18 protein-coding genes and 1 pseudogene are annotated in these 19,461 nt (G+C 61.7%); 5 read left to right on the top strand and 14 right to left on the bottom strand.

Annotated features, from left to right (window positions below):
* Positions 1–262: 262 nt before the first annotated feature.
* Complete coding sequence (locus DW925_RS02910) at positions 263–934, bottom strand: hypothetical protein (protein ID WP_147329350.1); 672 nt, start codon at positions 932–934, stop codon at positions 263–265.
* A gap of 234 nt (positions 935–1,168) precedes the next feature.
* Between DW925_RS02910 and DW925_RS02915 the strand changes: the two genes are divergently transcribed.
* Positions 1,169–1,837 (top strand): hypothetical protein, encoded by a 669-nt coding sequence (locus tag DW925_RS02915; RefSeq protein ID WP_117583635.1) that lies wholly within the window; start codon positions 1,169–1,171, stop codon positions 1,835–1,837.
* Positions 1,838–2,109: 272 nt separating this feature from the next.
* Here DW925_RS02915 and DW925_RS02920 read toward each other — a convergent pair whose 3' ends face one another.
* The 5 genes from DW925_RS02920 to dnaK all read right to left on the bottom strand — a co-directional run bounded on the left by DW925_RS02920 (position 2,110) and on the right by dnaK (position 8,996).
* Positions 2,110–4,410, bottom strand: coding sequence for a hydratase (locus DW925_RS02920; protein WP_117790315.1), 2,301 nt, complete (start codon positions 4,408–4,410; stop codon positions 2,110–2,112).
* Positions 4,411–4,696: 286 nt separating this feature from the next.
* Positions 4,697–5,113, bottom strand: a complete 417-nt coding sequence (locus DW925_RS02925) for a heat shock protein transcriptional repressor HspR (protein ID WP_089573643.1) — start codon at positions 5,111–5,113, stop codon at positions 4,697–4,699.
* Positions 5,114–5,185: 72 nt separating this feature from the next.
* Positions 5,186–6,151, bottom strand: coding sequence for a DnaJ C-terminal domain-containing protein (locus DW925_RS02930; RefSeq protein ID WP_117790316.1), 966 nt, complete (start codon positions 6,149–6,151; stop codon positions 5,186–5,188).
* Between the two features lie 107 nt (positions 6,152–6,258).
* Positions 6,259–7,101: a nucleotide exchange factor GrpE gene (locus tag DW925_RS02935; protein ID WP_117790317.1), complete on the bottom strand. Its 843-nt coding sequence runs from the start codon at positions 7,099–7,101 to the stop codon at positions 6,259–6,261.
* Positions 7,102–7,103: 2 nt separating this feature from the next.
* A complete protein-coding gene (gene dnaK, locus DW925_RS02940) occupies positions 7,104–8,996 on the bottom strand; it encodes a molecular chaperone DnaK (RefSeq protein ID WP_117759112.1) in 1,893 nt (630 codons plus the stop codon).
* A gap of 658 nt (positions 8,997–9,654) precedes the next feature.
* On the opposite strand from dnaK, the gene DW925_RS02945 reads away from it, so the two are divergent.
* Positions 9,655–9,840 (top strand): DUF362 domain-containing protein, encoded by a 186-nt coding sequence (locus DW925_RS02945; protein WP_006235216.1) that lies wholly within the window; start codon positions 9,655–9,657, stop codon positions 9,838–9,840.
* A 236-nt stretch (positions 9,841–10,076) separates the two neighbouring features.
* Here DW925_RS02945 and DW925_RS02950 read toward each other — a convergent pair whose 3' ends face one another.
* The 7 genes and pseudogenes from DW925_RS02950 to DW925_RS02980 form a co-directional block, all read right to left on the bottom strand.
* Positions 10,077–10,622 carry a transcription repressor NadR gene (locus tag DW925_RS02950; protein WP_117759114.1) on the bottom strand — a complete coding sequence of 182 codons (546 nt, stop codon included), beginning with the start codon at positions 10,620–10,622 and terminating at the stop codon, positions 10,077–10,079.
* Entirely contained in the window at positions 10,622–11,482 is an 861-nt protein-coding gene (gene nadC, locus DW925_RS02955) for a carboxylating nicotinate-nucleotide diphosphorylase (protein WP_117759116.1), read from the bottom strand. The genes DW925_RS02950 and nadC overlap by 1 nt, the downstream gene beginning before the upstream one ends.
* A gap of 3 nt (positions 11,483–11,485) precedes the next feature.
* Positions 11,486–12,862 (bottom strand): L-aspartate oxidase, encoded by a 1,377-nt coding sequence (locus tag DW925_RS02960; protein WP_233508910.1) that lies wholly within the window; start codon positions 12,860–12,862, stop codon positions 11,486–11,488.
* 56 nt (positions 12,863–12,918) lie between these two features.
* Entirely contained in the window at positions 12,919–13,944 is a 1,026-nt protein-coding gene (gene nadA, locus DW925_RS02965; RefSeq protein WP_117759118.1) for a quinolinate synthase NadA, read from the bottom strand.
* Between the two features lie 994 nt (positions 13,945–14,938).
* Complete coding sequence (locus DW925_RS02975) at positions 14,939–15,907, bottom strand: IS3 family transposase (protein ID WP_158550933.1); 969 nt, start codon at positions 15,905–15,907, stop codon at positions 14,939–14,941.
* Positions 15,808–16,035: pseudogene (locus DW925_RS10240) on the bottom strand (transposase); the annotation flags it as partial. The gene DW925_RS02975 and the pseudogene DW925_RS10240, both read right to left, overlap by 100 nt.
* 82 nt (positions 16,036–16,117) lie before the next feature.
* Positions 16,118–17,224 (bottom strand): hypothetical protein, encoded by a 1,107-nt coding sequence (locus DW925_RS02980; protein ID WP_233503821.1) that lies wholly within the window; start codon positions 17,222–17,224, stop codon positions 16,118–16,120.
* A gap of 187 nt (positions 17,225–17,411) precedes the next feature.
* Here DW925_RS02980 and DW925_RS02985 point away from each other — a divergent pair, with 187 nt between their 5' ends.
* Complete coding sequence (locus DW925_RS02985; protein ID WP_117776393.1) at positions 17,412–17,939, top strand: GHKL domain-containing protein; 528 nt, start codon at positions 17,412–17,414, stop codon at positions 17,937–17,939.
* 18 nt (positions 17,940–17,957) lie between these two features.
* Here DW925_RS02985 and DW925_RS02990 read toward each other — a convergent pair whose 3' ends face one another.
* Positions 17,958–18,533, bottom strand: a complete 576-nt coding sequence (locus DW925_RS02990) for a hypothetical protein (RefSeq protein WP_117790318.1) — start codon at positions 18,531–18,533, stop codon at positions 17,958–17,960.
* Between the two features lie 136 nt (positions 18,534–18,669).
* On the opposite strand from DW925_RS02990, the gene trxA reads away from it, so the two are divergent.
* Both trxA and DW925_RS03000 read left to right on the top strand, forming a co-directional pair.
* On the top strand, positions 18,670–18,990 hold the full coding sequence (gene trxA / locus DW925_RS02995) for a thioredoxin (RefSeq protein WP_117776407.1): 321 nt from the start codon (positions 18,670–18,672) through the stop codon (positions 18,988–18,990).
* Positions 18,991–19,211: 221 nt separating this feature from the next.
* Entirely contained in the window at positions 19,212–19,460 is a 249-nt protein-coding gene (locus tag DW925_RS03000) for a hypothetical protein (RefSeq protein ID WP_006235225.1), read from the top strand.
* The last annotated feature ends 1 nt before the right edge of the window (position 19,461 follow it).

Raw genomic sequence — 19,461 nt, forward strand, 5'->3', positions numbered from 1 at the left:
CGGCCGCCCTACGGGGCGGCTTCACGTTGTTCGAGAAGTATTGTTGCCAGCTTTACGCGATCTTATACACAAATCTAAGTCTCTATATATAAGATTTTCTGAGTGAATTACGGATAGGGTACTGAGATGTCAGCCCGCCGCTGCCCAGGCGCGCTACCGTCTCGATCTGTAACATCTAGCAGCCATTTTTGATCCTAGATGTTACAGATCGAGACAGACCGAAAACCACCACAAAGAGGCACCTTTGTGGTGGTCGCGGTCTCTACTCCTTCGCCGAACCCGTACTTCCCGATTCGACGGTCCAGGGCATCTCATCCTCGAACAGCCATGTACGGGCAGACCCACTATCGCGTGCAGTCTGCGGGTCAGGCAAGCAGGTCTGTTTATAGGCATCTTGGATACACTGACCCATAAAATCGTTGAGCTCGGTCTGGTCGCCCTCCATGACATAGGCGACATCGCCGTCCATGATGTAGATGCCCGGACCCTCATTGCCCTCGTAGCCCGGATCGTACGAGACATCACATAACTTTGCGCCGTTTGCAGTGTCCAGCTCGATGGACGAGTGGCATCCGCCAACCATGTCGTTCGCTTTTGCCCGATAGGACGCATATCCGTACCAACGCTTAAATGTTTTGCCCTTGAGTAGCTCGGACGCCCTATCGATCAGGCTTGTATCCGTGGTATAGCGCATGGCCCCAAGCTGAATACGCGGATAATTGCTAATACCCAGCACAGCCGGCTGCTCATCAAAATCAACGGTAATGGTCTCGGGCTTGTCGTCGCCGGTCAGAAGTTCGACAGATTGAGTCACAGGCTTGACCACCGGCTCCGTCACCGCAGCAGGTAGAAATGCCATACCGACAGCGCCCGCGCCAACCACAGCGATCGCAAGCGCCAAGACAATCAATCCAATACGGGCAGAACGGCTCACGGCAAAACACCCCACAATGCAAACCTTCGCCACCTGCACTAATGATACCGCCAGCTAACACTATTACCAAAAGAAGCCGCGCGCTCCTCACCACCACAAAGGGGACAGGCACCTTTGTGGTGGTTTTCGACGCTAACGGTCGACCATCTCGCGCAATGAGATTAAACTTGAATTGCTCTCTGAACATATCCATTTCTGCCTATCCTCAACAGATCTTTGTCTCGAGGAGCGCATATGAAGCCGCCTCATTCCACCGGTCGCAACGTCATCGCCATTCTCGCCATACCCATCGTGATGCTCTTCCTTATCGTCATCACGCCCTTTTCCCTTGGTATCACCTCGCCCTTCGATTTATGCGGAATGGTCGACGCCGGCTCGCGTGCCACCTCGCTCTCCTTTATCTGTCGCGGCGTGTTTTACGAAGATGGAATTCCCACCGGAAGTTGGCAGTCAAAGTTGCCACTGCTCGGTCAGATCGACGGATGCTCCCCCTATTTCTGCCTTGGACCTCAGACGCTAAACTATCTAATCGACGACCAGCCACTCGACTTCATCACCCTCGCCTACGACTACGCACCAAACACCGATGAGCGCCACATGAACCAAGTCCTCGACAAGATGCTTGGACAGTGCGGGCTCACCGAGGAGGCCGGTCGAACCATCTATAGCAACCAGAAATTAAAGCGAACAGAACTCCGCCGTGTCGGAAAAATCAAAGGGCGAAACGGGGCCGCCTACTGGGATGCCTGGGCAACACGCGACAAGGGCGAATTCGGACACAGCACCTATATGGTCACTGTCTACACCAAAGACGGAATTAAGGACAATGTTGACGATTTCGCGTCATCCAAACTCGGCATCCCCAAAACAACCAAACCCGCCAGCCCAGATGAAATTCTGTAGAGCCGCCCATTAACATGCCGCTCAACGATCACAACAGCATCGAGCTCGTCTCCACCACCACAAAGGTGCCTGCCCCCTTTGTGGTGGTTTTCAACAAAAAGAAGCCGCCCCGATAACAGAGGCGGCATCAAGCAAGTCTATTTATTAGCGTCCCTCAAGACCCAACGAGAACGCAGAAATGTAGCCCGGGGCTTACCCTTTCCCGAACGCGGCCCTCGCGAAGCGCGTGAGCGGGCGGGAAAGGGTAAGCCCCGGGCGGACAATTAAGTGCGCTACTCGGCAGCGGCCTTGAACTTGTTGTAGTTGATCAGGCAGCCGGCCTTGACGATGGCACGCTCCTCTGCCGTCATATCGGCAATGTAGAGCTCAATCTGCTCGACCGCACCATCGGCGCGCACCACGTAGGCGGCGATGTCCTTCAGGTCGCCATCGAGCGCGGCACGGATACCCGGCACAAAGACGTAATCGCCCACCTCAAAGTTGGGCTCGGCCTCCATCTGGAAGGGCACCATGCCCCAGTTCATCACGTTGGAGCGATAGCGCTTGGTGGCGTACTCGTGGACGATGTTGGCCAGGCCGCCAATTACGCGCTGGCAGCTCGCGGCCTGCTCGCGGGCGCTGCCGTCGCCAGGCTTCTTGGCGTAAATCATGGAACCGAACTCGGTCGCCTTGGCATCGGCCGCGACACCCGCGCCGGCCAGCGCCTCAAACACACCGGCAAGCTCGGCATCGAACGCCGCCAGGTCGCCCGCGGACTCGCCGGCAACGCGACGCTTCTCCACAGCGTCTACCTCCTTGGAGCGACCCACGTAGGCCGGGTCGCGGCGGCTCAGCGTAAACTCAGCCAGGCCCAGCGGGTTGGAGCGGAAGGAGCTCGTCTCGCCCGAGGGAATGAGCTCGTCGGTCGTGGTGACCGGGTCCATGATCTTGGAGCAAACCTTGAGCAGGATGTCGTCGCCGAGCGGCTCCATCGCGGGCCACGGCTTGATGTTGGGGCCTTCGACCAGCTCGTCGGCAGGCTCCGCCTTGCCAAAGCCCCAGTACACGCGCTTCTTGTACGGCGCGTCGTCAAAGGTGTACTCGCAGGCCTCGTCCCAAGTGTCCTCGGGCAGGTCGGTCGCCGGCGTCAGGACGCCGCCGTTGGCAGCCGTTGCCGCAATGGAGCGAGCGTCCATCAGGGCCACAGCGCTCAGCTGGCCATTGCCCGGCTTGGAGCCCTCGCGGTTGGGGAAGTTGCGCGTAGTGTGGCGGATCGACAGGCCGTTGTTGGCGGGCGTGTCGCCGGCACCGAAGCACGGGCCGCAGAATGCCGTGCGCACGATCGCGCCGGCCTCCATAAGGTCGTAGATATAGCCGCGGCGTGTAAGCTCGAGTGCCACGGGCTGGCTCGTGGGATAGACCGACAGCGAGAACTCGCCGCAGCCGGTGTTGGCGCCCTTGAGCACGCGGGCAGCCTGGACCACGGAGTCGTAGTTGCCGCCCGAGCAGCCGGCGATAACGCCCTGCTGCACGTGCAGCTTGCCGTCGACGATCTTGTCGAGCAGGCTAAAGTGCGTCTTGCCCTCGCCGATCTTAGCGGCCTCGAGCTCCACCTCGTGAAGGATGTCCTCGAGGTTCTCGTTGAGCTCGTCAATCTCAAAGCCGTTGGAAGGATGGAACGGCAGCGCAATCATGGGCTTGATGCTCGACAGATCGACCTCGACGCAGCCGTCGTAGTAGGCAACATCGGCAGGCTTGAGCTCACGGTAGTCGTCGCCGCGGCCGTGCATGGCCAGGAATGCGTGCGTGTCCTCGTCGGTGGCCCAGATGCTCGACAGACAGGTGGTCTCGGTGGTCATGACGTCGACGCCGTTGCGGTAGTCGGTCGTCATGCTCGCGATGCCGGGGCCCACAAACTCCATGACCTTGTTCTTGACGTAGCCCTTGGCAAAGACAGCGCGGATGATGGCGAGCGCCACATCGTGCGGGCCGACGCCGGGGCGCGGGGCACCCGTGAGGTAGATGGCGACGACGCCGGGATAGGAGACGTCGTAGGTGTCGCGCAGCAGCTGCTTGGCCAGCTCGCCGCCACCCTCGCCCACGGCCATGGTGCCCAGGGCGCCGTAGCGGGTATGTGAGTCGGAACCCAGGATCATCTTGCCGCAGCCCGCGAAGTTCTCACGCATAAAGGAGTGGATAACGGCGATATGCGGCGGAACGAAGATGCCACCGTACTTCTTGGCAGCCGAGAGGCCAAAGACGTGGTCGTCCTCGTTGATGGTGCCGCCCACGGCGCACAGCGAATTATGGCAGTTGGTGAGCACGTAAGGCAGCGGGAACTGCTCCATGCCCGAGGCGCGCGCCGTCTGGATGATGCCGACAAAGGTGATGTCGTGGCTCGCCATGGCATCGAAGCGAATCTTGAGCGCCTCGGGGTCGCCGGACGTATTGTGTGCCTGGAGGATCGAATACGCGATGGTTCCGCGTTTGGCATTCTCGGGCGCCTGCGTAATGCCACGCTCAGCAGCCTCGGCCACAGGCACAACCTCGCTACCGCCGCGCAGGTAGATGCCGTCCTCGTACAGCTTGACCATACTGTCTCCCACTCTGCCCAAAAGATTTGGGCGCATAGCATACATTCGTTCAATATCGTGCCATAGAACGGTTGCCAGCGGGTTACGAATCTGTACGTTCACTTTATCTCAGTAAAGCAAAGAACGAGTTGGGTGCCGGGGGCAGACTTAGACGCCGAAATGACGAGAGTGGATAATCTCCCACTTTGAGCCTGCAAACAGGCCAAAAACGGGAGATTATCCACTCTCATTCTGCGGGCACTCATTTAAGTCTGTCCCCAATGAGTGCCCGGCAGCGTCGGCGGAGCTATAGGTCGCTACCCGTACCTAGCAGCTTGCGCATGACTTGCTCGGGGTTGACCGAGCCGTCGCGCGGGGCCAGGGCGGTGATCTTCTTCTGCATCTTATACTCGTGCAGCTCGTCCTCGAGCTGGCGCACGCGTGCGCGGAGTTTTTCGTTCTCGCGCTCGCGCTCCTCGGCACGCTCCTTCATATCGAGGATGCGCACCACGCCGGCAAGGTTGATGCCCTCGTCAGTCAGCTGGTTGATGAGCTCCAGGCGCTCGATATCGGCACGCGAATACAGACGCGTGTTGCCGCCCGAGCGCTGGGGGTTCACCAGGCCCTTGGACTCGTAGACGCGCAGAGTCTGCGGATGCATGCCGGTCAACTCGGCCGCCACGCTGATCATGTACAGCGGTTTATTCCTATTGTCCTCGGCCATGCTACCTGACCCCTTTCCGTCTCGTTATCGTCCATCATAAGCCCGCGGGCGCGGGTGTGCGCCACGACCGCCCTAGTACGTCGCCTTGTAACGGTTGACCTTCTCGCGATAATCGCGCGTGTCGACCTCGCGCAGCTTGGTCATGGCATCGCGCTCGTCATCGGATAGGTTCGTGGGGACCTGCACCTTGATCTCGACGAGCAGCGCGCCCGTACGGCCACGGTGCTTAACGTCGGGCGCCCCCATTTCCTTAAAGCGGAACTTCTTGCCCGTCTGGGTACCCGCGGGCACCTTCAGACGAACCGTCGCACCGCCGGGCGTCGGCACGTCCACCGTGCAGCCGAGCGCCGCCTCGTAGACCGAGATCGGCACCTCCATGGTCACGTCGGCACCTTTACGCTTAAACAGCGGATGCTCCTCCACGTGCGTGGTCACGACCAGGTCGCCGCGCTCGCCGCCGGCAACGCCATACTCGCCGCGACGCTTGTAGCGCAGCTTGCCGCCATCCACGGCGCCCGCAGGCACCGAGACCGTAATGGTCTGCTGCTCGCCCGTCGAGGGAATGCGGTAGGTGACCTTGTGCGTCACGCCGCGGAACGCGTCCTCGGCCGTCACGTCGACAGTCAGCGACAGGTCGCCGCCCTTGCGAGCACGGCTGCGGCCCGCGCCGGCACCGGCAGCACCCGCAGCCCCGGCAAAGCCCGAGCCCCAATCGCTGCCCCAGGCGCCGTTGCCGCTAAAGATGCTGTCGAAGATATCGCCCCAGCCGCTCGCACCGGCGCCGGCACCGTAGCCGCCGCCATACGCGCCGCCCGCGCCCGGCATGCCGCCGAACATGAGCATCTGGTCGTACTCTTTGCGCTTCTTCTCGTCCGAAAGCGTCTCGTAAGCCTCGCTAATCTCCTTGAACTTGGCCTCGTCGCCGCCGGCATCGGGGTGGTATTTTTGCGCGAGCTTGCGAAACGCGCTCTTGATCTCTTTGTCGGAGGCGCTCTTGGATACGCCCAGGATGTCATAGAAGGTTTTGCCTGCAGCCATCGTAGCTCCTCTCCTGTTTCATCCACCGCTCAACGGGCGGCGGCTCATACTGTCATATGGCACTAGGCCAGAAAGGGCCCCGGGTGTTGCCCCGGGGCCCTTCTCAATTACTCCTCGGTGCTCTCGGCCGTATCGGCCGTAGCATCCTCGGGCGCCGCTTCGGGCTCCGGTGCGGGGCGTTTCTCGCCACCGTAGGTCACCGTCACCATCGCGGAGCGCAGGATGCGATCCGCCATGCGGTAGCCCTTCTGGTACACGTCGTTGACGGTCTCGTCGTACTGCGATGCGTCCTCGACACACCCCACGGCCTGGTGCTCGAGCGGATCGAACGCCTCGCCCTTGGGGTCGATGGGCTCAACGCCCTCGTGCGCAAACACATCGAGCAGCTTGGCATGCACCGCATCAACGCCATCGACGAACTGCTTAAAGTCGTCGGAAAGCTCCTGGCTACGGGCATGGTCGATTGCACGCTCGATATCGTCAACCACCGGCAACAGCGCGGTGACAAGCTTCTCGGTCGCGCGCTCGCGCTCGGCGATACGCTCGCTGGCGGTGCGGCGACGGAAGTTCTCCCAGTCGGCCTGCAGACGGGCGGTACGCTCGGTGGCGTCCTTTGCCTTGTCCTCGGCGGCCTTCTGAGCCTCTGCCGCAGCATCGAGCTCGCTGCGTACGTCGGCAAGCTCCTTTTGGGCCTGCTCGAACTTGAGCTTAAAGTCGTTGTCGGCGGCTTCCTCACCGGCGCGGATAGCGGCTTCCACCATCTCGTCCTCGGTCATCGTCGCCTCCTTGTTGGAATCCTCTACCTGGTTCTCGGCAGCCTCGGCGGCCTCGGCCTCGTTGGCCTCGGTATCGTCGACGGCCTCTACGGGAATCTTCACGTCCTTCTCCTCAGAGTCAACGGGGGCGGCGCCAGCGGCGGCCGCCTCCGTGCGAGCTTTACGGGCGGACATGATTACTTGTCCTCGTCGTCCACAACCTCGTAGTCGGCGTCGACAACGTCATCGTCGGCAGATTGGGCACCGGCGGCACCGTCGGTCTGCTGCTGTGCGTCGGCGTAGACAACCTGGGCCAGCTCGTAGGCCACGGACTGCAGGGACTCGCCGGCGGCCTTGATGGCCTCGACGTCAGAGCCCTCGAGCGCCTTCTTGGCGTCGGCGATAGCGGCCTCGGCCTTGGACTTCACATCGGCGGAAACCTTGTCGCCCAGCTCGTTGAGGGTCTGCTCGGTGGAGTAGCACAGGCTGTCGGTCTGGTTGCGGACCTCGACCTCTTCCTTCTGCTTCTTGTCCTCCTCGGCATGAGCCTCGGCGTCCTTGACCATACGATCGACTTCGTCGTCGGACAGAGCGGTGGAACCGGAAATGGTGATCTGCTGCTCCTTGCCGGTGCCCTTGTCCTTAGCGGAGACCTTGACGATGCCGTTGGCGTCGATGTCGAAGGTGACCTCGATCTGCGGCACGCCGCGGCGGGCAGCCGGGATACCGGTCAGCTGGAACTTACCGAGCGACTTGTTATCGCGGGCAAGCTCGCGCTCGCCCTGGAGCACGTTGATCTCGACGCTGGTCTGGTTGTCGGCAGCGGTGGAGTAAACCTCGGTCTTGGAGGTCGGGATCGTGGTGTTGCGGTCGATCATCTTGGTCATGATGCCGCCCATGGTCTCGACACCCAGCGACAGCGGGGTAACGTCGAGCAGCAGGATGCCCTCGACGTCGCCGGTGAGCACGCCGCCCTGGACGGCAGCGCCGTCGGCAACGACCTCGTCGGGGTTCACGGACATGTTGGGCTGCTTGCCGGTCATGGTCTTGACGAGCTCCTGGACGGCGGGCATACGAGTGGAGCCGCCGACGAGGATGACCTCGGTCAGATCGGAGAGCTTGAGCTTAGCATCGCGCAGGGCGTTGGTGACAGGCTGCTTGCAGCGCTCGAGCAGGTCACGGGTGATCTTCTCGAACTCGGCGCGGGTCAGCGTGTAGTTGAGGTGCAGCGGGCCGGACTGGTTCATGGTGATGAACGGCAGGTTGATGGTGGACTGCTGGGCGGCGGAAAGCTCCTTCTTGGCGTTCTCGGCGGCCTCCTTCAGGCGCTGCAGGGCCATGGGGTCCTGACGCAGGTCGACACCGTTCTCCTGCTGGAACTTGTCAGCCATCCAGTCGATGACGCGCTGATCCCAGTCGTCGCCGCCCAGGTGGTTGTCGCCCGAGGTGGACAGAACCTCAAACACGCCGTCGGCGAGGTCGAGGATGGAGACGTCGAAGGTGCCGCCGCCCAGGTCGAAGACCAGGATGCGCTGGTCGGAGCCCTGCTTGTCCAGGCCATAGGCCAGAGCAGCAGCGGTCGGCTCGTTGACGATACGCTTGACGTTGAGGCCGGCGATCTTACCGGCATCCTTGGTGGCCTGACGCTGGGCGTCGTTGAAGTAGGCCGGGACGGTGATGACGGCGTCGGTGACGGTCTCGCCCAGATACTTCTCGGCGTCGGCCTTCATCTTTGCGAGCGTCATGGCGCTCACCTGCTCGGCGGTGTAATCCTTGCCCTCGATATCGACGACGGCACGGCCACCCTGGCCCTCCTTGACCTCATACGGCACGGTCTTGATCTCGGAGGTGCACTCGGAGTACTTGCGGCCCATGAAGCGCTTGATGGAGAACACGGTGTTCTTGGGGTTGGTGACCGCCTGGTTCTTAGCGGCCTTACCCACGACGCGGTCGCCGTCTGCACGGAAGCCAACAACAGACGGGGTGGTGCGGTCGCCCTCGGCGTTCACGATAATGGTCGGAGAACCGCCCTCGAGGACGGCCATGGCGGAGTTAGTAGTACCAAGGTCGATACCAAGAATCTTACTCATTAGAAATTCCCTCTCTCTTTTGCGTTCGCGCCGCCTCGACGATCTGTCGCGCGGCGCTTCGGCTTGTCTTTCAGGATGTAGTGTATCCCCTTATGGGCCGGAATATACAAAATCTAAGTCAATTCATATAAGATTTCTTATTGCTGAGAGTTTAGGTTCTTAAATGCGCAGGTAGATGCGCTGAATGAGTTCTCGGCAAATCTATTGAGATCTATGTAGAGATGGCTGAGGTTTGCGTCCGGGGGTGCCTGGGGGCCGTCTTGCGGCAAGCGCATCCCGGTTTGAGCGTGGATTCCGGGTCGCAGTTTCCGTCTGAAGGCTCAACCGGAAACCGTATCCCGTTTTGAGAGCTGATACCGGGTCGCAGTTTCCGCTAGCGGGCCCAACCGGAAACTGCGACCCGGTTTTCGGCCAAATAACGGGATGCCCTTTCCGCAGGCGCGCTCAATAGGTCAATATTACAAGTCACCTATAGCTAACATTTGCGCAGCTCAACGGCCCCACCTGCGCGTTTTTTAGTAAACCTTGGCATACTCGGCGAACGGTATGAAGATGCCGGCCAGAGGGTATTGCAAACGGTCGCTCCCGTGGTATGTTTTTGCCCGAATCAAACCGGCGCGCATCGTCTGTAGCGTCGGTCAACAGAGAGGAAACTACCATGGCTCATCCCGTAATTGATGCCGACGAGTGCATCGCTTGTGGCGTTTGCGTCGACTCCTGCCCCGCTGGCGTTCTGGAGCTCCAGGACGTCGCTACCGTCGCTGACGAGGACTCCTGCGTCGCCTGTGGCGCTTGCCAGGACGCTTGCCCCGCTGGCGCGATCACCGAGATCGTCGAGGAGTAACAACTCCCCCACTTGCACACTCAAAAGTACACCGTGCACAAAAAGGAGGCTTCCGCATCGCCGCGGAGGCCTCCTTTTTGTGCGGATAATTAATTTGGCACCGTCACAGGTTGAGCTCACGTCAGCGAAAACGCCCCTAAGCGAGCAAGGTGACGTGAAAGAGGAGGGAAGCGTACTTTTGTACGCGACCGACGATTGAACGTCAGATTGCCGCTTAGGGGCGTTTGCAGCGTCGGCTACGATAGATCGTCCTCGTAGGGCATGAGGTCTGCCAAGTAGCCCTTCTCCTTGAGCATGGCCTCGATCTCGTCGAGGGTTTGCTCGTCCTCCGCCGCGATGCGATGGAAGTGATAGCCGCTCGTCACCGTTAGTAGCGGAAAGCTCTTGCCGCTCTCGATATCGTGCAGGTAGCGCTCAACATCGCGACGATTGCGGATGTCCAGGTCGGCCGTGATCTTACCGTACACGCGGTGATTGACGATCACGTTGAGCACGGCGCCTCCGGCGTCGACGATACTCGTAAGCTCATCGCCTGTCTGCTCCACGCCGTGGCGAACCTTGACCAAGCGCGTGGGCACGGCGGGGCTACTCGCGGCTTCCTGCAGCACGTAACCGCGGTTGGTTGCCACGACATCGTGCCCATCGGCACGCAACAGGGCAATATCCTGAACCACGACCTGACGGCTCACGCCAACCTCGCGGGCAAGTGCGCTGCCCGAAACGGGCTCCTTGGCTCCTTCGAGCACGCCCATGATGGCACGGCGACGCTCGCGGGCGTTCATTATTTACCGTCCAGCAGACGCAGGTGCTTAAGCGAGAGGTCGAGGATCGGCGCAGAGTGCGTCAGGGCGCCCGAGCTAATAAAGTCAACGCCCAGGTCGGCCAGGGCGCGAATGTTGTCGGCGTCCACATTGCCCGAACACTCGGTCTTGGCGCGACCGGCGATAAGCTCGATGGCGGCGGCCATGTCGTCATGGGTCATGTTGTCGAACATGATAATGTCGGCACCGGCCTCCACGGCTTCGCGTACCATGCCCAGGTTCTCGCACTCAATCTCGACCGTCGTGGTAAACGACGCATGGGCGCGCGCCATCTCGATCGCGCGCGTCACGCCACCGGCTGCATCGATGTGGTTGTCCTTGAGCATGACGGCCGTCGACAGGTTATAGCGGTGGTTGCTGCCACCGCCGATCTCGACTGCTGCCTTCTCGAAGACGCGCATGCCCGGCGTGGTCTTGCGCGTGTCGACAAGCACGGTCTTGGTGCCCTCGAGCGCGGCCGCCATCCGATGCGTGTAAGTAGCGATGCCGCTCATGCGCTGCAGGTAGTTGAGCGCCACGCGCTCGCCCGAAAGCAATACGCGCGCGTCGCCGCGCACCTGGCCCACGTGGTCGCCGGCGTGCACCTCGTCGCCGTCCGCGACATCAAACAGCACCGAGCTCTGCGGATCCAGCAGCTCAAAAGTGCGAGCGAACACATCCAAGCCGGCGATGATGCCATCGGCCTTGGCGATGAGCTCAACGGTAGCGGGGCGCGCCGTAGGGCACACGCTCGCCGTACTCACGTCCTCAAACGTGATGTCCTCGCGCAGAGCCTGCAAAATCAGATCATCGACGACGAGCTTCATGGTAATGGGATTCATGGTCTACTCCTCCACGGCCTGCGTGCCGGCGGCACGGGCCAAATCATCGATTGCAAGGGTCTCGGCGCTCAGGGCGCGGTGACGTCCGTCAAGCGCGGGCTCACCGGCCTGCTCCACGGTCAGCGACTCGCCGGTGCGCATACGCCAAGCAGCGCGGCGGCCCCAAACTAGGGACTCGAGCAGGCTGTTAGAAGCCAGGCGGTTCTTGCCGTGCACGCCATTGCAGGCCGTCTCGCCGGCGGCGTAGAGCTCGGGCATCGAGGTGCGGCCGTCCTTGTCGACCCATACGCCGCCCATAAAATAGTGCTGCGTGGGTGTGACAGGGATGGGCTCGTCCAGGATGTCGCGTCCGTCCTCCAGGCAGCGCGCACGGATATTGGCAAAATGCCCGGTCACCACGTCGCGCTCGACGGGGGCAAAGCTCAGCCACTCGTGCTCGGTGCCGTCCTGCTTCATCTGCTCGCGAATAGCGGCGGCGACCACGTCGCGCGGCTGCAGTTCGTCGGTAAAGCGCTCGCCGGCGGCATTGAGCAGAATCGCGCCTTCGCCGCGGCAGCTCTCGCTAATCAGGAAGGTGCGGCCCGGCTGCGGAGAGAACAGTCCCGTGGGATGGATCTGCACGTAGTCCAGGTGCTCCATCGTGATGCCGTGCTCCTGCGCGATGTAGCAAGCGTCACCGGTGAGCTGCGGGTAGTTGGTGGAGTGATCGTACACGCCGCCGATGCCGCCCGTTGCCCACAGCGTATGGCAGGCATGAATCTTAAACGGCTTACCGGCATGCACGTCCTCAGCGGCATTTGCCAGCTCGTCTGCGGGGCGAGCTGAATCGTCCTCGTCCACGGCTACGGCGACGACGCCGGTGCACACCGTGGCGCCGTCACGCTCGGCCGTTAGGATGTCGGTCATGGCCACGCGCTCCAAAATCTGCACGTTGCCCAGCTTGCGAACGGCCTGGAGCAGCTTGGTCGTGATCTCCTTGCCCGTAATGTCGGCATGGAAGGCAATGCGCGGGCGGCTGTGCGCGCCCTCGCGAGTAAAGTCGAGGCTGCCGTCGGCCTTGCGCTCAAAGTCCACGCCCATGGCCAACAGGTCGTTGATGACCGAACGGCTCGAGCGGATCATGATGTCGACGCTCTCGCGGCGGTTCTCGTAATGGCCGGCGTGCATGGTGTCCTCAAAGAAGGCATCGTAGTCAGAGCCTTCGGGCAGCACGCAGATACCGCCCTGCGCGAGCATCGAATCGCACTCGTCGACGGCGCCCTTGGAGAGCATGATTACGCGCGTGCTCGTCGGCAGATTGAGAGCCGCATACAGGCCCGCCACGCCGCAACCGGCAATGACGACGTCGCACTCCATGTCGGAGTATTGTTTGGTTTCCACAGGAATCCTCTCCCTTGTAATGTGGCATAAGGGATGGCCCCTCATGTCACATTGGCTTAGCGCGCCGCGTACTCGAGCATGCGGTCGAGCGTGAGCTTGGCCTGATCGGCGACCTCGTCCGACACGCCAATCTGCACCTCGCCCTCGCCCGTCTCCAGGCAGCGCACGAGCTTTTCGAGCGTGATGAGGTCCATGTTGACGCAGGTGGGCTGCACCGCGGGGAAGTAGAACTTCTTGCCGGTGCCCTGGCAGCGGCGCTCGAGCTCATAGAGCACGCCGCGGACCGTCACGATAATGAACTCGCTCGCGTCGGACTCCTCGGCATACTTGATGATGCCGGCGGTGGAGCCGATGTAGTCGGCCTCGGCCAGCACGTCGGCCTTGCACTCGGGGTGCGCCAGCACGAGCGCGTCGGGGTGGGCCTCCTGCGCATCGACGATCTGCTCGACGGTAATGATGTGGTGGCGCGGGCAGTAGCCGTTGTTGAGGATGACGTGCTTTTGCGGCACCTGCTCGGCCACAAAGCGGCCCAGGTTCTGGTCGGGAATGAACAAGATGTGCTGCTGTGGCAGCTCGGAGACGATCTTGACGGCGTTAGAACTGGTAACGCACACGTCACTCCAGCTCTTGATCTCAACCGTCGAGTTGACGTAGCAGACGACAGCCAGGTCGTCGCCGTACTCGGCGCGCGCCGCATCGACCGTCTCGCGCTTGACCATGTGCGCCATGGGGCAGTCCGCACCCGGCTCGGGCAGCAGCACGGTCTTGGTGGGGTTGAGCAGCTTGGCACTCTCGCCCATAAACTCCACGCCGCACAGCACGATGGTCTGCTGCGGCAGGCTCTTGGCGAGCTTTGCCAGGTAAAAGCTGTCGCCGACGTAATCGGCAACGGCCTGGACCTCGGGCGCCACATAGTAGTGCGCCAGGATCACCGCGTCACGTTGGGTTTTTAGTTGCTGAATGGCCTCGACGAGCTCTGCGGGCACCAGTGCCGCGCGCTCCGTTGCCGTCGTTGCCGATGCTAGGCCGGCCGCGATATCGCGTGCAAGCTCCGATGCATCCATGTTCGCGCTCTGTGCCATCAAGGCCCCTCTCTTTTGGCGAATCTTGGGGCTTTAGTATGACACCTGGCTTTACAGCTGACAAGACAGCTGTAAAGCCAGGTGTAAAGTTGGAATAAAGATTCAATCTTGGGGCGGGTCCATTTTCGAACTGGCAAGCTGAGGACAGCCGAAAATGGACCCGCCCCATGATTCGGGCAGCCCGTTTTGTCCTGGACCAAGGGGCAGTGGTCAAAAAGGGCCAAATATGAGTACTGTCACCAAATTAGTAGCATCGATTTTCCGGTCCAGAGCAGCAAAATCGCCTTGTTTGGAGCCCGATCGCGACTCTGAAGAACGAAAATCGATGCACTTTTGGCCTCTGGCACCGATTTTTGAGGCCATTTGGCTGCCACCAAACTGGTAACAGTACTCATATTTGGCCCTTTTTGACCACCGGGTTTCCGGCAGGCCCCAAAAGCGGGCCCGAATCGCTCGATCCGGGCCCGCTGGGGGTAGCGAGCACAATCGAGGTGTAAGAAGCAAGAGAGGGCCATCGCCTAGAATCGTCAGCGCCTAGATATTCAACGAGAGGAAAGACAATGGTCCGCAGCGACATGCTACCCCAGCCGGACCGGGGGCTCGGCCTCGACCGGCCCCAGACCGAGGCATTTCACCGACGAGTTCAAGAGGAAGATAGTCGATCTCCACAACGCCGGAAAGCCCAGGCGCGAGGCCATGGACGAGTGCGACCTCGACAAGAGCACCGTGGAGAGGCGGGTCAAGTCGATAAACGAGACCGGCTCGCCGCGCGCCGCCGACAACCGCACGCCCGAGTAGAACCGGATCCTGGAGCCCGAGCGCGAGAACCGCAGGCTCCGGATGGAGGTCAACGTCTTAAGACGAGCGGCGCCAGCATACGCTCGGAAGTCAGGGCCATGGCGGCCAACGGGGGGCCGCTGCCCCATATCGGCGCAGCGCTGGCATCGAGGCCTTCTGACCTGTGTCAAGATTTCGGACACGCATGCTCGAGAAATCAAGCGGCCATAGGCATGGCCTCGAGCTTGGGCTCGGTTCTCTCGAAGAAGGCCGCCATGGCCTCGGCCGGCACCTTGTAGCCGATCGTCGAGCGGGGCCTTCGGCGGTTGTAGTACGCCTCGATGAACTCGGCCACCGCGTTGTCGTGGCAGTTGCCGGCGCGGCTGCAGGACAGCCGCACGTCGTTGTCGCGCGCCCATTCGGCCAGAAGCCTGCTGGTGTACTGGGCGCCGCGGTCGGCGTGGAATATCGCGTTGCCGGCCACGTAGCCGCGCGATTTGGCCGACGCCAGCGCCGAAACCACGATGTCGGCGGTCATGCGCTCGGAGAGCGACCAGCCCACCACCATGCGGGTGTTGAGGTCGATGACCGTCGACAGGTACAGCCATCCCTCGCCGGTGCGCAGGTAGGTGATGTCGCCCACGAGCTTGCAGGTTGGAACGGGACTGGTGAAGTCGCGGCGCACCAGGTCGGGCCGGGGCCTGGCCTTCGGGTCGGGGATGGTGGTGCGCTTCCTGGCGTTGGGCGTGCAGCCGCGTATTCCCAGCTCGCGCATCAGCTTGCGCACCCTGTACAGGGTCAATCCGGAGAACTCGCCGGGCAGGAAGCATTTCACGAACCGGAAGCCGAACCTGCGGTCCGACTCCAGCCACACGCGCCGGACCGCCTCGCGCTCGGCCGACCAGTCTTCTCGCGGGCAGCCGTTGGAGAGCCACGAGTAGAAGCCCGATCGGCTCACGCCGAGCACGCGGGCCATCATTTTCACCGGGAATTCGGCCTTCTCCGCCAACATCATCCGGTAGCATGCGGCTACGCCTGGCTTTTGGCGAAGAAGGCCGCGGCTTTTTTCAAGAAGGCGTTCTCCATCTCGAGCTCGCGTATGCGCCTTTTCGCCTCGCGAAGCTCGCGGTCCTCGGCCTTGGGGTCGGGCCCGCCGGCAAGCTCGCGCCGGCGGCTCTGCACCCACTTGTTCACGGTCTTGGAATTCAGGCCCAGTTCTGCGCAGCATTCCGTTATCGGCCTGCCCGTCGAGATGATGTAGTCGGCGGTCTCGCGCCTGAACTCGTCGGTGTACTTGGCGGCTGGGTTGGACATAGCATACCGTCCTCTCGGTCGTCGATGAATGCATTCTAAAGGATTGGGCCTCTAGCATGCGTGTCCGAAAAGACGATACAGGTCAGACAACCCAATCAGACGTCGTCTCGAGCACGTCCTCTGCACGGTCGAGCGTGCTTCTGGCCTTGGCACCCTGTTTGAACCACGAGCGCAGGTCCTCGAGCGTGCTGCCCGCTGCGTACACCTTGATTTTGCGACCGCCTTTCGTGGTCACCGTGCAACGGTCGCCGCTCTCGCTATCCTCGTGCGCCGTGACCTTCTTGAGATAATCGCGGCGGAACGCCACGACGCGGGCGTTGCTGATCTCGATGAACCAATCGTCGTCGACAAGCGAGGTGCCCGTGGCACCTCGGCTCGCCATCTCCTCGGCGAAGGAGAAACCGAGTTCGCGCTCCTGTCTGCCGATCTCGTAGATACCACGGGCGGGCATGCTGAGCATGAGCAGAGGCAGGAGTCCCCCTATGAACAGGAAGAGGCATGGGACGAGCAGGAGCAGACGAGCACCGGCGTCGGTGAAAACAGCCATGAAGGCGATCACGAGCGAGAAGACGAGCGCCATACCGTTGAAAACAATCGTCAACGGCTTGATGGCAGACCAACACAGACCCGCCTTGGTCATCGGGCCGTCAACAGCGTCCGAGACCTCGATGCCCTCTTCCTCCAGACGGGCGAGGAGGTTGAGCGAGCACACCCCCTCGAGGCTTATCGAGCAGAACTTCCGGTCGCCCTCGAACAGGTCGATCCTCATCATCTGCGTGTGAAGCGTTGCACGGGTGATGTTGCCAAACGTCGTCTCCTTGCGGATGCCGAAGGCGTTACGCGAGAGAATTCGCTCACCGTCCACGTCGATGCGCGGGATGCTCAGCAGGGCCCAGATGGCCATGCCCGCGAGCGCCATGGCGTGACCGAACCACACAAGTTCGTGGTCCCACTCGCCCAACGAGACGCCCTGCCAGACGTAGACACCCAGCATGAGCAGTTCGAACGCGACGGCGCAGCAGGCGATGATCGTGCGAATGGCAGCGGGCATGCGCACCGTGAAGCGATCGAGGCTGTCCGTCGCCTCACTGCGCTCGCGCGCGCCGCGACGGGCGACCCATGCAGTGAGCGGACCGACGATGAACACCACCATCGCCACGCGCAGGAACGATTCGAGTATGTCGCCCATATTAACCACCATCCCAATAGAAAACGTGAATTTGGGAGACTATAGCAGAGCGAAGCGATCTGCACGGCATCGTCCGGGTGTTTTCGGCATACGGTGGAAACCAGCGGCAGCGGACGTTGAGAACTCACCCAAAAGACGCGATTCGACCGAAGCGATTCTTCTTGACTTGGTCTCAATGTGATACGACATGCGCCACTACCTGCGCGGTCTTGCGGCCCTGATCGAAGAGGGTCACACCGATGAGGCACTCGGGCGCATCGACGCGCTCTGCGAGACCAACGACCGCACCGCCGTGCGCCGCTACTGCGCCAACGAAACGGTCAACATTGCGCTCTCGTCGCTTTCCGCGGACATCAACGCGCGCGGCATCACCGCCGATCTGCGCGCCGCCGTGCCCGAAACCGTCCACGTGGGCGATGTCGATCTATTCAGTGTGGTATCGAACGCCCTGGACAATGCCATCGCCGCGGCGAGCGCCGCCCCCGAAGGCAAGCGGTTTGTCGACCTGGACCTTCGCTACGAAGACGGTCAGCTTCTATTGCTGGTTTCCAACACGTTTGGCCGTGCGCCGCACATGGTCGACGGCATGCCCGTGGCTCAGCACACTGGGCACGGCTTTGGCACCAAGAGCATTATGCTTGCCGTCGAGCGCATGAACGGCAACTGCCAGCTCCGCATTAACGGCGACCGGTTTGAGCTGCGCGCCGTGATGTAGGGGCTGCCGCCAACCTCGCTACAGCGGTGCAGCCGCCGGGGTCAGCTGCTTAATGTAGGCCCACATGCGCTGCTTGGCGGCCTTGTCGGTGAGCGCCGCCTCAAAACCGTCGAGCGCCAGCACGCGGCGCCCCTGCACATGGGCGACCAGGCCGGGCTTGAGCATGGCGGTGTCAAAGTCATCAATTGCCACAAGCATATCGGCATAGGTCTCGCGCATGACATCGGCCGCACTGTTGTCGAGCAGCAGCACCGCCTCGGGGTCCAGAGCCTCCAGCGCCTCGCGGAACAGGTCGCACGGCAGAGTCTCGCCCACCGCGACCGCTCCGTCACCCGCGCCGGCGACGCTTGCCAGCACGCAAAAGTCCTCGGGGGCATATCCGATGGCGCCGAGCGCCTTGCGCAACGCGGCGCCATCCGCGCCGGCAGCCAGCTCGCCGCCCGAGCACTCGGCTTCATCCAAATCGCCTTTGACCAGCACAATCGGCGAGCACGCGTTGCCCGCGATACGCACACCGCGACCTGCAAGCGACGCGAGCTCCTGCTCGGTCGCCTGAGCGATGGCTTCTTTTTTCTGGCTTTGTGACGTGGGCATGCGCTCTCCAATCGTTTGCGTGCCCACCATTATATAAAAGAGCCGCCCGCGAGTGGTTGCTTTGCGGGCCGCTGGGTATAAGCACGGTCGTACTGAGTTTTACGCGGCCGAGCCGCGTCGTATTATGGAGGTCACCATGGCTGACATTAAGCAGATTACCCCCGAGAACTTCGATTCCATCGTTAACGACAGCCTGCCCGTACTGGTTGATTTTTGGGCCCCGTGGTGCGGCCCCTGCCGCTCGCTCTCGCCCATCGTAGACGAGGTTGCCGACGAGCTGGCCGGCAAGTTGGCTGTGGCCAAGTGCAACGTCGACGACAACCAGGACCTGGCCATGAAGTTTGGCGTCATGAGCATCCCCACGCTGATCGTCTTTAAGAACGGCGAGGAGGTCGACCGCTCGGTCGGCGCCTTGCCCAAGGCAAGACTTCAGGCACTGCTGGAGAAACATCTGTAATACGCTTGTTACCCATCTGCCGTCCATGAGCGGTTTCGCACCGCTCGCCGGAGTGCCAAACGCAAGGTATGCGACCACGGATAGTATGGTAGATACAAACAGCCCCCAGTGAACGGGTGCGGGTCAGACGGACTCGCACCCGTTTTCTTATGCGGCGGCGCTCAAGGCGGGCGTAGTAGAATCTGAACCACCATATCGCCCCGTACAAAAGGAGACTCCCCATGCATGACGTCGGAATGAACATGAGCCAGCTTGCCATGAGCGTCAAGCAGGTCGACGACACCATTGAGCTCGCTCACGAGTGGAGCCATCAGCTGCTGCATGCGACCGAGAACTTTGACATGGAGCGCATTGGCGCCAAGCTCGAGGCCGCCATGGCGGCACTCCACGAGGCGCACGATGCGCTCGAGGGCTACGAGGAAGCCATCGAGGCCGACCACAACTCCGTCGGCTCCGTGAAGCTGGTGTAAG

It is taken from the genome of Collinsella sp. AM43-1 (assembly GCF_003467925.1).
Classification (GTDB): domain Bacteria; phylum Actinomycetota; class Coriobacteriia; order Coriobacteriales; family Coriobacteriaceae; genus Collinsella.